The organism is Shewanella sp. LZH-2 (assembly GCF_016859145.1).
Classification (GTDB): domain Bacteria; phylum Pseudomonadota; class Gammaproteobacteria; order Enterobacterales; family Shewanellaceae; genus Shewanella; species Shewanella xiamenensis.
Map to the genome: position 1 here is coordinate 3,923,963 of NZ_CP069350.1, position 13,752 is coordinate 3,937,714.

Below are 13,752 nucleotides of genomic sequence, written 5' to 3' on the forward strand. Positions count from 1 at the left end.
GCTCAATTAGGGTTTACTAACAGTGTAAAAAACACACAATTCACAAAATAAGCAGAGCAAACGCTAAACGATGCCTTTATTCCACCCGCGCAGAAGGAATACCCTATGTTAAAACCCGAAGAATGTGTACTCGTTATCGTCGATGTGCAGGGAAAGCTCGCTCAGATCATGGATAACTCAGCCAAGCTTCATCAGCAGTTGAGTACACTCATCCAAGGCGCGCAGCTGTTTGAAATTCCTATCCTTTGGCTCGAACAATTACCCGCCAAACTAGGCTCGACCACTGAAGAGTTAAAAACCTTACTCGAAAAAACGGGCTCGCCCATTGCCAAGCAACACTTTAGTGGTTGGTATTGTGATGAATTTGCTAATGCGTTAACTCAAACTCGGCGGAAACAGGTGTTGCTCGCGGGGATAGAAACCCATGTTTGCGTATACCAGACTTGCCGTGATCTGCTCGATCAGCACTACTCAGTGCATGTCGTTGCCGATGCCGTTTCTTCCCGCAGCGTTGACAATAAACAGCTGGGCATTCAAATGATGACCGCCAAGGGAGCCACGCTGACCAATGTGGAGTCACTGTTATTTGAACTGCAACACGAGGCCCAAGGCGATCGATTTAAAGCGCTGATTAAGTTGATTAAATAAGGCGAAAAGAGAGCTTGTTCAAGCTCTCTTTAGCGGGTCAAAACGCGGCGACACAAACAGCAAATTTGGCACTATTGGCATAACTGCGAAAACTATAACCGCTGGGGGCGACCGAGATAATGCCGACCTCGAATTCGGTCTCATACACTGTGCGAGACCAAGAAGGGATTGTCGAGCTCCACTGCGCACGTTGATAGGCTGCGCGACTCTCGCCATCCCCATAGAGGGTATTTAACTCCTGCTCCGTTGGCCTGCGCCAATTGTCTTTACCAGCAAACTCGATTGAGGCCAATTTTTGGCACCAGCGGTCAAACTGACCGTTAACACCAACCTTGGCCTCATTGCCCTTGGCCGCTTCGGTGCCGGGTAAGATAACGCCCTTACCGTCCTGACGAAACTGCGCATATTCTCCTCGACTTGGGCCAAACACAAATTCCTCCTGTACATAAAATGTCATCGCATAGGAATCGCCACTGTTGTCGGCATCATCTTGTTTTAAGTAACCCAAGGCGTTCATCACAGCGATAGAAGGCGAACTGCTAAACCATTTAGTTTGGCGATCACTTTTATCGTAAAGTGCTTTGATTTTTAAGCAGTTGGTTGATGCCAGAGTGCGGTCGTTATTGTCTAGGCCGCCATCAAAGCTAGTATCGATTGGCGTACCTTCGACATGGCCGCACAGGGGAATTTGCTCTTTTTGGCGACATTCAGTTAGTAAAAACAACAGCACTATGGCAGTGCCGAAAACGGCGATTTTGGCGGGATTAATCATCACAACAAACCTAAATCCGGTATTGATAAAAGACAGCTACAGACAACCTCGATGGCATTCGCATCAGGGAATTGGCCTTAAGTGAATGACCAATTAAGCTATAGCGCCTTAATCACAGGCTCCTGTACCAGCAATTGATCGTTTTTGTAGACATAAAGTCTACCCACTGGACTCTCTTCGGCGCTGAGCACTATCACATCGCAAACATAGCGATAGGGACCACTTTTAAACTGGAAGGAATGATTACCGCCAGTACCCTCGCGCACCAATTGACCCTTTTTGAGGACTAAATCAGGTTTCTCGCTCAGGGATTTACCCTTTGCCCAAGCGGCATAACGGTATTGGTTATTATCGATGGCATCGACACGTATGGTAAATCGCGCGGTTTCCCACGCGAGTACTGGGCTAGCAAATTCGCGCACACTCTCGTGTAGCATCAATTTTTGCTGCGCGATTAGCTCGTCTCTTAATTTGGCTTCCTCTGGGCTTTGATAATTAATGCCTGAGATTTTGCCATCAAAGTCCAACCAGACACTGCCGTGATCGAGCATAATGCCGCGCCAGCCCATAGTCTCCCAGTTGTTCTCTGTGGTCGAATTGGCAATTTGACTCAGCAACTTGCTATCAAAGACTTGCTGGAATCTCGTCAGCATTTGCTGTGGATTTTGTATATCGGGGAGCGGATATTCCCGCTTGAGAGGATAAGCAATCTGCTTGGCAATCGCCTGACGATCACCCGCCTTGGCCGCATCAATCAAAGCTTGCACCTGCGGCACATATTCCGCTTCTAGTGCAGCCAAAGCCTGTGGCGTAAGGCTTAGACTCCCCAGCAGCAAGCCTGCAAAAAGCCCTAAGCGCGAAAGTCGATGAATAGCTGAATATGTTCGAGAAGACAGAGTATGAGGCATGGCTTATTCCTTTAAAGTCAAAAACATCCAAATTAAGACTTGGCAAGGATAGCATAGCTAAGGTGGGATAAACATAAACAATCCCATCCAAGACTATGTGTTAAAAGCCGAATCACAGCCTCGCTCGCAGCTCCTTAAGCTAACAGCTCCTTAAGCCAACAGCAAACTAGACACTATCGCCACTGCGACCGACATAAAGATCACCCCAATCACCCCATCGATGATAGGCGTCAGTCGTTGCAACTTTTGCTGCACCTTGGCTTTTGAGAGCATCAGCGCCAGAAAGCCAAACCACAGTAGTGACAACACAAATAACAACAGCGCTGCGGCGAATTTAGTCACGGGCGTCACGCTGGGGGTGATCAGGGCAGAGAATAAGGTTAAGAAAAACACTAAAGCTTTAGGATTCAATAAATTGGTATAAAGCCCCCGCATAAAACCCTGTTTAGCTGACAAAGCGTTGACCGCACCCGCCGTGGGCATATCAATGCTGTTTTCTGATGTCGTTGTGAATCCAGAAGGATCAGCGCCCTCACCGTTTAATACGGTTTTGGGTTTACTGAAAAAAGCCACCGCGGCCTTTAGTGCGCCAAATCCCATCCACGCCAAATACGAAGCGCCCAGCAATTGCACTAAGAGATACAAGCTATGGGAGCTTTTAATCACTAAACTAACGCCAGTTAAACTCAAAATGGTATGGGCTAAAATCGCCGCCGATATTCCGACCGCCGTGGCGATTGCGGTGTTTCGTGGCTGTGAGGTGGCAATCTTCACCATAATGGCAAAATCCGGCCCGGGGCTGACTAAGGCAACACAATGAATAACGGCTAAAGTGACTAACAGGGATACATCCATCAATACGGCTCCGCAAAACAAGAAAAACAGAAAGTCCAGTATGACTAAATCGCCAGAGCTTGCATTGTAATAAATTGCACGCCGCTAATTTACCGAGACAAATTAAAGCATGCGCCGCTGGAATTGGGCGGGAGAGAGTAAAAAAGCCTGCTTAAACGCCTTATTTAGATGACTCTGATCGAAAAAGCCTAACTGCTGTGCCACATCAACCACCAGTGCGCCATCGGTTAAGGACTTTTTCGCTAACTCTAATCGCACCCGCTTAACGTAGGCATGGGGCGTCATACCCGTTGCCTGTTTAAACTGCCTTAAAAATTGAAACTTACTCAGGTTGACCTCATTGGCTAGACCTTCAAGCTGAGTGTTTTGCCACGGTTCATCGTGGATTTTCTGTTTGATTCGATTTAACTGCTGCCATGATAGCCCCCTATCCTGCTCAAGTTTAAGCACTCCTGCCGGATGGCGCGTTAATAACAGCTGCATAAAATTCAGCAGATGGGACTCGGCCGCAAGCTCAGAACATTGACCTTGGATAAGCAAATCATGCAACTGGATAAAGTACTGATATAACGCGGGATCATCCACCATCGGCGCATTAAAGAAATGTGCCTTCAGCCCTAACTCTAGGCTGATACCATTCATATATTCCACGGGGATCGACATCACCTTAACCCGATAACCTTCGGCGTCGCGGCTTTGTCCATCATGGGTTTCATCGGGATTGAGGGTCGATAGCCCATGTTGTCCTAGCTGATAATGACAGCCCTTATTGATAAATTGCTGTGCCCCTTGAGTCACCACACCTAAGTGATAATCCAGATGCACGTGTTTATCAAAACTGAAATGGGTAAATTCCGCCTGACTCAGTTCAATGCCCGAGAGACTGGGATGGCGCCAGTAATTGATATTTTCAACGGGAGTCACACGGCTCATAGGGCAAGCTTAATCTCACAGGGCAAACATAACTTTAGATACTACCCATTCTAGCCGCCGAGCTCTTGGTCGGAATAGTAAATTATTGCAGCGCCCTCCCAAAAAATGCCAAATGGCGGATGAGTGCGAATGACTGCCGTGGCCGTCTTGTGCCTCAATGGCATGGCCTTCGCTATTTATAGAAGCCACTGCGACCGTGTTCGATAACGCTTTAAACCACAAAGCAAAGTAATTGTGTTAGTTCAATAAAGTATTTGTTTTAGGTCAATGTTAGTTATATCAGCGGGCAATACCAGTGAGATCACATGGTATAACGGCTCACGATCGTGCTTGATGTTTAACGCCCGAAAGTCACCCTTGCGCTAAGTGACAGAGCACTTTCAACGGAGAAATAATGCAAATACTCGCCATTGGGAGCCTATTGTTCAAAGGTGGTGTTATCCCTTTAAATAACTCTGAGTCGCGTCATCTGCCAACGTTGCCCCTTATTAGCATTGTTCACTTGGTATTGGGCTGTTAAGTGGCTTGCCTTAAAGGTTGCACATTGGGCATTCACCTCGTTGGTAGAAGAAGCGGTAACGGGAGTGGCTAATGCCATGATTAAACTTCAGGAGATAACGGCAGCGATCCGTTTAATATTCATCACCAATTTTAGTATTGAGTGTTTGAGGGTATTCCCTTAAGAGGCACCGACAGCCTCAATGCCTAACATGACTAAATATCTTGATTTAAAAATATTTTATTTGAGCTAAATATCGAAATGATGATGTTAAACAGAATAGAAACGCTAAGTTTATCCTAGGTGCGGAACAAACTTAGCGTATCGGTTGGCGCTAGCAATGGTCACTCAAGAATGGTCACTCAAGTTAGAAACGATAACTGACACTCACCCGCACCATACGCGGCTCAACGGGATGATAATGCAAGTCTTCCACACCTTCAGCTGGCTCACCCGCTAGACGAGACTCGTAGAAATAATCGATATCGTGGTCTTTGCTATCAAATATATTCAATAGCTCCAGCTTAGTATCGAAGCCCGATAACTGATAACCAAGGGCAAGGTTCACTAAAGTCGTGTCATCGGCTTTATGCTCATCAAAACTATCGAGGATCCGCTCACCTAAATATCTCAGCCTGACACTGGTATACCAACCATCGCCATCGGGACGATAGGTAATGCCCGCACAGCCAACAAAGGGCACGGCACCATCGACATATTTGCCTTCATCGAGTTCATTTTCGGTAAAACGGGCACGGGTCCAGGCCAGTTCCATATCTAAGCTCACATCATCGTTAAGCCAATAATAGGCCGTGATTTCAGCGCCGTAACGCTCAGAGGCGCGGCTTGGTTCGGTATTGCCCGCATCGCCAACGAAGAGTAGTTCAGAGTCGAGTTCCAAATACCAAAGCGCGGCGGAGAAGTTAATAAAGTCGCGATCATAGTATTTGACGCCAAACTCGCCACCATTGGAGCGCACTAACAAATCGACCTTTTCAACCGGATCGCCCGTGACTGGGTCGACCTTAATGGTTGCGCCGCGGGCATCGTTAGAATGCAATCCTTGCCCCGCATTCATATAGAGTTCCAGATTATCGTTCACTAGGTAGGAAGCGCCCGCCTTTAAGCTCAACATACCATCGGAAGCATCACCGCTGTTGAGGGGATTATCACTATCGACCTGCACATCGAAATAGTCGTATCTCAAGCCTAAATTCAAACGCCATTGGTCAGCAGGCAACCACTCCAGCTTGCCAAACAATCCCGTAGAGAGTTCCTGCACTTCATCGAGTCTCACAGTGCTGAGGCGTTCCCGTGCTTTGGTGTTATATAAACCCACGGCACCAATATCGTCGTAACGTACATCGGCACCTAGACTGTAATTGATTTGTGTCCCCGCCAGACTCATTTGCCAGTCGCGTTTAATATCGCCGCCCCAAATGGTGCGCTCATCGACCTGCTCAAATTCATCGCCATTGATGGGATCGTTTAAGAAGTAGGTAAAGTTTGAAAACAGATCCATGGTCGAGCGAATGGCATAGGCATTGGCCTGCCAATTGCCTGCATCATAATTCGCCGAAATGCTGTAACGACTGGCCTCACCGCCCACATCGGTATCGAGTGAACCGTAAAAATCAATCAGCCCAGACTCCACCGCCCGCGCCGGAATTTGATCCGCCGAATTCCAGCTATTGTCGTAGGCCATCATAGTGAGGCTAAAGTCCCCGCCATTAAGCTTGGTAAGATAGCGACCTACCACATTGATCTTGCTGACATCCTCCTTAATATCACTCCAAGGACCATCGTAAGCCTGTAATTCTGTTCCTAAAATAAATCGACCGGCCTCGGTCTTCATATCCTGAGTCGCCACCAGCCGTTGATAACCGTATTCCCCTAAGGTCACCCCAACTTGGCGATAAGCGAGTTCATCGGCGAGCAGAATTTGCGCCGCACCCGCGCCAGAAAAGTCTGCCACTTCAGGATAATAAGCTCCTTTGGCATAACGTATTTCCCCTAACAGCTCGGGGATTAAAAAGTTAAGATCCGTATACCCTTGCCCATGCCCGTGAGTCCGCATATTGACCGGCATACCTTCGACGCGAGTATTAAAATCTGTGCCATGGTCTAAGTTAAAACCTCGTAGAAAATACTGATTCGCCTTACCCGAACCACTGTGCTGAGTGACTATCATCCCAGGGACAAACTCAAGGATCTCCCCCGTGCGCAGCAGCGGGCGACTCTCGATCTCCGCCGCCCCCACAATCCCTTCAGACGCCGAAGTACTATGGCCTAAGGTGTTAATTTGCCTGCCACGCACTTCTAAACGCTCGATTTTATCCAGATCATCAGCAAGTGCTGTGGCCGATAAGCCGCAAAGTGGCAATAAACATACGCTGGTTAAATAGACTTTAGCTGGCCGTGTTTTTAAAACGTGTTGTTTTAGTTTCATTGAGTGTTTCCCGAGTCAACGAGTTGATGACGCGGATTTAACACTGTCTTCACAGCATAAAAGCGGATCTAGCTCAAACTCCAGTGAGGAAAAATTCGCCAACAACATTTATCTGTCAAATTTATGTGCTGAGTCGCACGCTTTTATCGGCAAAAGGACAATTTGTCCGCCACCAGATCACATTTTATTGCCGATATTGAGGTTTTTCACCGTTCGAAGAACAAGGGAGAATAAAGCTAAGCCAGTGAATTAGGATGGCTATACTCTATATAACCAGAGCTCACTATGCGTACGACAGAGTGCCTTGATATGCGCAAAAATCTGCGCATCAGTCAGAAAAATTTTCTTTTAAAAATAATCATTTATAGCATTGATTTAGTTTGTTGAGTTTAGATTTTTTGACACTCGTTACCCCGAGTTCAGGTTATATAGTCAATATTAAAGGGAGTGAGCATGCCGTTTAGGAACCTTGCGGGTATATCCAATATATTAATTGGAATCGTCTTTTGCTTAAGCGCCCAAGCGAGTGAAACCACACCTTCGCCAACAGCGGCGACTGTAACGGATAAACCCATATTTACTATGGCGTTTTATGAGGATCCAGAACATAGCTTTTACTTTAAATGGGCCGAACTCATTTACAGCCATGCCTTAGACCAACTGGGTTATCAATTTAGTTATGAACTCGTACCCGCAATTCGAGCCAGCAAAATGCTGGAGTCAGGTAAAGTCGATGGCGAACCCGGTAGAGTGTTCACCTATGGCGATAAAGTACAACATGTGATTAGGGTTGAAGAACCCATTATCGAAACACATTTAATCGCCTTTAGTAATAATCCCAATATCAAGCTTACTGATTGGCAATCACTAACCGCAGCAGACTATAAGGTTGAATATTACCGAGGCATATTGCGGGTTGAACAAATCCTTACAGCGCTTATACCAGAAGCGCGGCTTAGCGAATCATCTTCACCCATTAACTCATTTCGAAAATTACTTCACGGCCGGATAGATATCTACATCGATTCAGAAATAAGTTCACAACTCCTTCAGCAAACTCCTGAGTTTAAAGGCGGCCTAATAAAACCGATAGCGACATTAGAGGCAATCACAAGCTATGGGTATTTAAACGAGCGCCATAACCAACTGGCCATAAACCTCGCTGCACAACTCAAAAAAATGAAGCAGCAAGGTTTATTTGAACTGTACAAGCAACAAGCGCAAGCAAGTATTAGCAGTAAGCAAAACAAATAATCCCTCACCACGAATCACGCCACCATTTAAGCCTCTAGCTTGCAGTTAACTTACGCCATCTCAACAGATCACGGATACATTCGTAACTGGGGAATAATGCCGTAATCAACAGGACATGACTTAACCATTTATCTAACTGTTCCACTGTAAAAAGACCATTTAAGTCAGATCCTTGAACCTGTAACAATGGCGAGTTAAACGCCAGAAAAACAAGCAATAACGCATAGGCTAGATTCATCCCCATATTCGTTAGCAATAATGTTGCCGTCCACACCTGACGGCGCAGTTGCCAAAGACTATTGAAAATAGACAGCAAGATAATGGGGCTAAACCATTGCAGCAATTGCTGTACATTAACACTGAAGATAACTGAACGTGCCGCCAGTTGCTCGGCGCTCATCCAGACACTATTCCAAATTACCAAGAGTAAAAAAAGATAAGTCGCTAGATCGAAAAACACATCACTAAAGCGGATTTGCTGCCAAGAAGGCACCACTTTGGGCAGTTGTTGCGGTTGCCAGTCTTTATTACAGCCAGCGGAAATTGATTTTCCCTGAATTGAAAAACTCCAAAATGACAACACAATTACGGTAAATGCAAAGCAAGCATCACCGATAAAGCCGTGGACAATATGCAGCAGAAATCCTAATAAACTCCCTTCAGTCGCACCAAGCCATTGGGTCGCACCGCCAATCACCTGCAATACAAATAAGACGCCCAGCACCATATACAAGGTGTACTTAAACAAAGAGATATCTTCATTAGCCACTATGGGGCTTGGTGGCACAAATTGCCAAGCGACCTGTGCCGGATGTCCCATTTGCTTTAACACTGCGGCGATTTGTGATTCCGACAGATCACCTTGTTCAGCAAGGGCATCCAATTGATCACAGATATTGGCTTTGAGTTCACGACTAATTTCCTGACGTTTATCTTCGGGCAATTCCCGTTGCACAGCGGCAATATAACGGTCAACTAATTCCATATCAGTTTTCCTCTGTATTCTCATCGGTAACCTGCCCTAGCAAAAATGCCAAGGCACCATTAAGTTGCTGCCATTCCTCGGTTAGTTGGCTAAGTAGCTCAGCCCCCGATGATGACAATTGATAGTAACGGCGTTCACGCCCTTCAGCCTGTCGCCACTCACTTTCTAACAATCCCTGCTCGGCTAAACGGCGCACTAGGGGATAAAGCGTCCCCTCATCAATATCGATACCGCCGTCCTGCAACTGTTTGCGAAGCGAATAACCATAATGGGGTTGTTTTAACAATCCCAATACCGCCAACACTAATACGCCACGGCGTAACTCGAGCCGCATTTTGACTAGCTGTGAACTTGTCATACTCAATTCCTATAATTAACACTGTGCCGTACATACTATGTGGCACACAGCAAATACTATGCGACACACAGTAATATGGCAAGTTTTTAGCGCAAAATTTAGTCAAAACGGTTTGGTGAGTTGTTTTTCAAATCAAATAAACCACAAGGTACTGAGGCCATCGCCCGCACAAAGCAAAGTGCATCAATCGCGATGCAACCCAGATACAAATTGCCAAAAGGCTGTAACTTGAGTAACTTAGCTGGCAGCCTTTTATGCAAGTAAATCCAATTAGGCGCAGAATCAACTCATAAGGAAACTATCAATGCTCATGGAGAGAGGCGTTTTAGTACGCTGGAACGATGAAAAGGGATTTGGTTTTATTCAGCCCGATAAAAGTGGTGATCGCGATGTGTTTATCCATATCTCAGTGCTTAAGAAGATGGCGCGAAAACCGAAAGTCGGCGATAGCATTTTATACCAAACAGAAATCCAGAATGACGGCAAAATTAAAGCTGTAATCGCTTCAATAGAGGGCGTTGCGGTACTGGCAGCAAACCCCACATCATCAGCCGCAAGCCGAACGCCACAGGTCAATCGAGGCAACAAAAGCGCCAATACCAAGAGACCCCAGACCTCACTCAACCGTTTGATTTCAATATTATTACTTGTTGCCATAGCGGGATTTGGCTATAAGGCATTTCAGCAAAGGCAAGAAACTATTATTGAGGAAAAACCAGCCGCTTATTCCGAAGTACAATCTCCAAGAACAGTCGAACCTCAATTTCACTGTGAAGCAGGTAAAACCCATTGCAGCCATATGCGCTCCTGTGCTGAAGCGACCTTTTACATTCAAAATTGTCCCAACACGCAAATGGATGGTGACGACGATGGTATTCCCTGTGAAAGCCAATGGTGCAGCTCATCCATGTTGTAACGAGGTAAAACAAAAATGATAAATACGCTTTCGCATTGGATCGATAAGCTCAGCGGAGCACAAATAGCAGGACTAATAGTATTCGGCATTATCATACTGACGGTGGGTCTATTTTTCGTAGGCTCATTTATCGGCAGCAGTGCCGTAAAATGGGGATTAATTCCGTGATACTCTGCCTGTAAAACCCCAAATTCGATAGGATTGTCCATGCCGACTGCCGTTATCCACACCCTTGAAACACCTGAGCAACTGGATGCCATACTAAAGCAAAATCCAGCGGTATTACTGCTATTTGGTGCGCCAAGTTGTGGGGTATGTCAGGTACTAAAACCGCAAATCGCCGCTATGCTAGCGGAGGATTTTCCCCAAATGCAGTTAGTCTATATCGACTGTGAGGCTCACCTAGAGCTTGCCGCGAGATACAATGTCTTTAGTCTGCCCGTGGTAGAAACAATATTTTATGGCAAAAGCTTTGCGCGCTTTTCGAAGGTGTTTTCCCTCGGCGATCTCAAAGGAGCGATTGCCCGCCCCTATAAATTACTGAATGCAGAATAACTGTCACCAAATAATAAAGAATCATACTGAAAAGGCAGCTAACACATCGGTGTACAGCCTTTTCTAAAACATTTATGCCCCCAAAACATCAAAACATGGACACCCAACCTTAATAGCGAGGTAGCTAACCTCCGACTATGCTTTGGTTAAGCATTGAACAAGGAGGTTTGTATGCCGCGCCCTCGCAGAACTCAGATAAGTCTTGAAGACACGCCCTATTACCATTGCTGTAGCCGCGTGGTGCGGCGGGCATTTTTATGTGGTGATGACAGTTACTCCGGTAAAAATTATGACCATCGTCGAGGTTGGGTAGAATCGCTAATGTTTGAACTTGAAGCTGTTTTTGCTATTGATATCGCAGCCTTTGCCGTGATGTCTAATCATCTGCATCTGGTGTTGCGAGTCGATATCGAGACGGCAAATCGTTGGACTGACCGCGAAGTGCTTGAGCAGTGGCATAAGTTGTTTAAAGGCGATGAGTTAACGCAAAAATTCGCTAAAGGTGAGTTAGTCGAAGCCCATCAGGTCAACCGATTAAAGCACTCAATCGCCCTTTATCGTAGTCGTTTGTGTGATATCTCATGGTTTATGCGCTGCCTTAACGAACCAATAGCAAGGCAAGCAAATCAAGAGGATAACTGTACAGGTCGTTTCTGGGAGGGGCGATTTAAATCGCAAGCCCTACTCGATGAAGCTGCGGTATTAGCCTGTATGACCTATGTTGATTTGAATCCGATTCGAGCGCAACTTGCTGATACACTAGAACAATCCGACCATACCAGTATCCAACTACGTATTCGGGCCGCATTAAAAGGTGAGCAGCCGAGTAATCTATTACCGTTTATTGGTAACGAGTGTGACAACCAACCCAATGGCATTGCGTTTTCCTTAACCGATTACCTTCAATTGGTGGAAGATACAGGCCGAATCATTCGCAATGATAAACGTGGAAGCATCAGTGAAAACAGTGGTAAGTTACTGACCAGATTAAATATCCCCCATGACAATTGGCTCAAATTGACTACCGAGTTTGGTAAGCTATTTCATGGTCCAGTAGGCACATTACAAGAACTGACTCATTACTGCGAACACTTAGAAAAGCGACGACGGCACTTTGTCGCAAGCTGCCAGCACTTTTACAGTGACTGACAACTGCTTATATCCCTTCGACAACAATCATTGCCTAAAACTTCCCAAGCACTATGGGATGACTTACCTCGTCTGAAATACACTATTTTTTAAGGAATTAGCTCAATTTATTACCTCAGATGCTATCCCTGTGACTTTTGATGGTTCTTTTTTGAACAATATTAACTTTTACAAGTTGTAGGTAAACGGAAAGTGCATTATGTTGTTACATCAAAACATGGACACCCAACCTTAATCGCGCGGTAGTTAATCTCCGACTATGCTTTGGTTAAGCATTAAACAAGGAGGTTTGTATGCCGCGCCCTCGTAGAACCCAGATAAGCCTTGAAGACACGCCTTATTACCATTGCTGTAGCCGAGTTGTTCGGCGGGCTTTTTTATGTGGCGATGATAGTTACTCGGGTAAAAACTATGACCATCGCCGCGCTTGGGTAGAATCGCTACTGTTTGAACTTGAAGCCGTTTTTGCTATTGATGTGGCGGCCTTTGCGGTGATGTCGAATCATCTGCATCTGGTGCTACGAGTCGATATCGAGACGGCAAATCACTGGACTGACCGCGAAGTGCTTGAGCAGTGGCATAAGTTGTTTAAAGGCGATGCGTTAACGCAAAAGTTCGCAAAAGGTGAGTTGGTTGAAGCGCATGAGGTGAGCAGATTAAAGCATTCAATCGCCCTTTATCGTAGTCGTTTGTGTGATATTTCATGGTTTATGCGCTGCCTCAACGAACCGATTGCAAGGCAAGCAAATCAAGAAGATAACTGCACAGGCAGGTTCTGGGAAGGTCGTTTTAAATCGCAAGCCCTACTCGATGAAGCTGCGGTATTAGCCTGTATGGCCTATGTTGATTTGAATCCGATTCGAGCGCAACTTGCTGATACACTAGAACAATCCGACCATACCAGTATCCAACTACGTATTCGGGCCGCATTAAAAGGTGAGCAGCCGAGCAATCTCCTGCCATTTATTGGTAACGAGTGCGACAACCAACCCAATGGCATTGCGTTTTCCTTAACCGATTACCTTCAATTGGTGGATGATACAGGCCGAATTATTCGCAACGATAAACGTGGAAGCATCAGTGAAAGTAGCGGTAAGTTACTGACCAGATTAAATATCCCCCATAAGAACTGGCTCAAACTGACCACCGAGTTTGGCAAACTATTTCACGGTCCAGTAGGCACATTGCAAGCACTGAGCGATTACTGCGAACATCTCGAAAAGCGACGACGGCACTTTGCATCAAGCTGCCAGCACTTGCGCTGCAACTGACAACGACTTATATAACTTCGAAAATAATCATCGCCTAACATCTTTCAAGCACTATGGGCTCACTTGCCACGTCTGAAATACACTATTTTTGAATAAATTAGTTCAATTTATGCCTCAGATTCAGTTCTCGCGACGTTTGATCGCTCTCGTTTAAACCATTTGAGCCAGAACGGGTTGTAGGTAACCTAAAAGTGCATTAT

General features: G+C 45.8%; 14 protein-coding genes. 6 read left to right on the plus strand and 8 right to left on the minus strand.

What is annotated here, in order from left to right:
• The first annotated feature begins 105 nt into the window (after positions 1-105).
• Positions 106-648: a hydrolase gene (locus tag JM642_RS17255; RefSeq protein ID WP_037414286.1), complete on the plus strand. Its 543-nt coding sequence runs from the start codon at positions 106-108 to the stop codon at positions 646-648.
• A 37-nt stretch (positions 649-685) separates the two neighbouring features.
• Here JM642_RS17255 and JM642_RS17260 read toward each other — a convergent pair whose 3' ends face one another.
• The 6 genes from JM642_RS17260 to JM642_RS17285 form a co-directional block, all read right to left on the minus strand.
• Positions 686-1,420, minus strand: coding sequence for a DUF1566 domain-containing protein (locus JM642_RS17260; RefSeq protein WP_203432232.1), 735 nt, complete (start codon positions 1,418-1,420; stop codon positions 686-688).
• 98 nt (positions 1,421-1,518) lie between these two features.
• Entirely contained in the window at positions 1,519-2,328 is an 810-nt protein-coding gene (locus JM642_RS17265) for a hypothetical protein (RefSeq protein ID WP_144376341.1), read from the minus strand.
• A gap of 150 nt (positions 2,329-2,478) precedes the next feature.
• The gene (locus JM642_RS17270; protein WP_144376340.1) at positions 2,479-3,183 is read right to left on the minus strand and encodes a LysE family translocator; all 705 of its coding nucleotides are present in this window, start codon (positions 3,181-3,183) and stop codon (positions 2,479-2,481) included.
• Positions 3,184-3,285: 102 nt separating this feature from the next.
• A complete protein-coding gene (locus tag JM642_RS17275) occupies positions 3,286-4,116 on the minus strand; it encodes an AraC family transcriptional regulator (RefSeq protein WP_144376339.1) in 831 nt (276 codons plus the stop codon).
• 445 nt (positions 4,117-4,561) lie between these two features.
• Positions 4,562-4,714: a hypothetical protein gene (locus JM642_RS20415; protein ID WP_156143201.1), complete on the minus strand. Its 153-nt coding sequence runs from the start codon at positions 4,712-4,714 to the stop codon at positions 4,562-4,564.
• A gap of 268 nt (positions 4,715-4,982) precedes the next feature.
• Entirely contained in the window at positions 4,983-7,064 is a 2,082-nt protein-coding gene (locus tag JM642_RS17285) for a TonB-dependent receptor (RefSeq protein ID WP_203432233.1), read from the minus strand.
• 453 nt (positions 7,065-7,517) lie between these two features.
• On the opposite strand from JM642_RS17285, the gene JM642_RS17290 reads away from it, so the two are divergent.
• Positions 7,518-8,318, plus strand: a complete 801-nt coding sequence (locus JM642_RS17290; RefSeq protein ID WP_203432234.1) for a hypothetical protein — start codon at positions 7,518-7,520, stop codon at positions 8,316-8,318.
• A 34-nt stretch (positions 8,319-8,352) separates the two neighbouring features.
• Here the strand turns inward: JM642_RS17290 and JM642_RS17295 are convergent, their stop codons facing one another.
• Positions 8,353-9,303 carry a hypothetical protein gene (locus tag JM642_RS17295; protein WP_203432235.1) on the minus strand — a complete coding sequence of 317 codons (951 nt, stop codon included), beginning with the start codon at positions 9,301-9,303 and terminating at the stop codon, positions 8,353-8,355.
• Between the two features lies 1 nt (position 9,304).
• Positions 9,305-9,661 (minus strand): helix-turn-helix transcriptional regulator, encoded by a 357-nt coding sequence (locus tag JM642_RS17300; RefSeq protein ID WP_037414271.1) that lies wholly within the window; start codon positions 9,659-9,661, stop codon positions 9,305-9,307.
• Positions 9,662-9,965: 304 nt separating this feature from the next.
• On the opposite strand from JM642_RS17300, the gene JM642_RS17305 reads away from it, so the two are divergent.
• From JM642_RS17305 to JM642_RS17320, 4 genes are all read left to right on the plus strand, one after another.
• The gene (locus JM642_RS17305; RefSeq protein ID WP_203432236.1) at positions 9,966-10,577 is read left to right on the plus strand and encodes an excalibur calcium-binding domain-containing protein; all 612 of its coding nucleotides are present in this window, start codon (positions 9,966-9,968) and stop codon (positions 10,575-10,577) included.
• A 207-nt stretch (positions 10,578-10,784) separates the two neighbouring features.
• Entirely contained in the window at positions 10,785-11,132 is a 348-nt protein-coding gene (locus JM642_RS17310; RefSeq protein WP_169548405.1) for a thioredoxin family protein, read from the plus strand.
• A 171-nt stretch (positions 11,133-11,303) separates the two neighbouring features.
• The gene (locus JM642_RS17315) at positions 11,304-12,281 is read left to right on the plus strand and encodes a transposase (RefSeq protein ID WP_088586145.1); all 978 of its coding nucleotides are present in this window, start codon (positions 11,304-11,306) and stop codon (positions 12,279-12,281) included.
• A gap of 293 nt (positions 12,282-12,574) precedes the next feature.
• A complete protein-coding gene (locus JM642_RS17320; RefSeq protein WP_203432237.1) occupies positions 12,575-13,552 on the plus strand; it encodes a transposase in 978 nt (325 codons plus the stop codon).
• Positions 13,553-13,752: the final 200 nt, after the last annotated feature.

Coding starts and splice junctions, on each gene's coding strand:
- JM642_RS17255 (WP_037414286.1), top strand. CDS start 106: ATGTTAAAACCCGAAGAATGTGTACTCGTTATCGTCGATGTGCAGGGA.
- JM642_RS17260 (WP_203432232.1), bottom strand. CDS start 1,420: ATGATTAATCCCGCCAAAATCGCCGTTTTCGGCACTGCCATAGTGCTG.
- JM642_RS17265 (WP_144376341.1), bottom strand. CDS start 2,328: ATGCCTCATACTCTGTCTTCTCGAACATATTCAGCTATTCATCGACTT.
- JM642_RS17270 (WP_144376340.1), bottom strand. CDS start 3,183: ATGGATGTATCCCTGTTAGTCACTTTAGCCGTTATTCATTGTGTTGCC.
- JM642_RS17275 (WP_144376339.1), bottom strand. CDS start 4,116: ATGAGCCGTGTGACTCCCGTTGAAAATATCAATTACTGGCGCCATCCC.
- JM642_RS20415 (WP_156143201.1), bottom strand. CDS start 4,714: ATGGCATTAGCCACTCCCGTTACCGCTTCTTCTACCAACGAGGTGAAT.
- JM642_RS17285 (WP_203432233.1), bottom strand. CDS start 7,064: ATGAAACTAAAACAACACGTTTTAAAAACACGGCCAGCTAAAGTCTAT.
- JM642_RS17290 (WP_203432234.1), top strand. CDS start 7,518: ATGCCGTTTAGGAACCTTGCGGGTATATCCAATATATTAATTGGAATC.
- JM642_RS17295 (WP_203432235.1), bottom strand. CDS start 9,303: ATGGAATTAGTTGACCGTTATATTGCCGCTGTGCAACGGGAATTGCCC.
- JM642_RS17300 (WP_037414271.1), bottom strand. CDS start 9,661: ATGACAAGTTCACAGCTAGTCAAAATGCGGCTCGAGTTACGCCGTGGC.
- JM642_RS17305 (WP_203432236.1), top strand. CDS start 9,966: ATGCTCATGGAGAGAGGCGTTTTAGTACGCTGGAACGATGAAAAGGGA.
- JM642_RS17310 (WP_169548405.1), top strand. CDS start 10,785: ATGCCGACTGCCGTTATCCACACCCTTGAAACACCTGAGCAACTGGAT.
- JM642_RS17315 (WP_088586145.1), top strand. CDS start 11,304: ATGCCGCGCCCTCGCAGAACTCAGATAAGTCTTGAAGACACGCCCTAT.
- JM642_RS17320 (WP_203432237.1), top strand. CDS start 12,575: ATGCCGCGCCCTCGTAGAACCCAGATAAGCCTTGAAGACACGCCTTAT.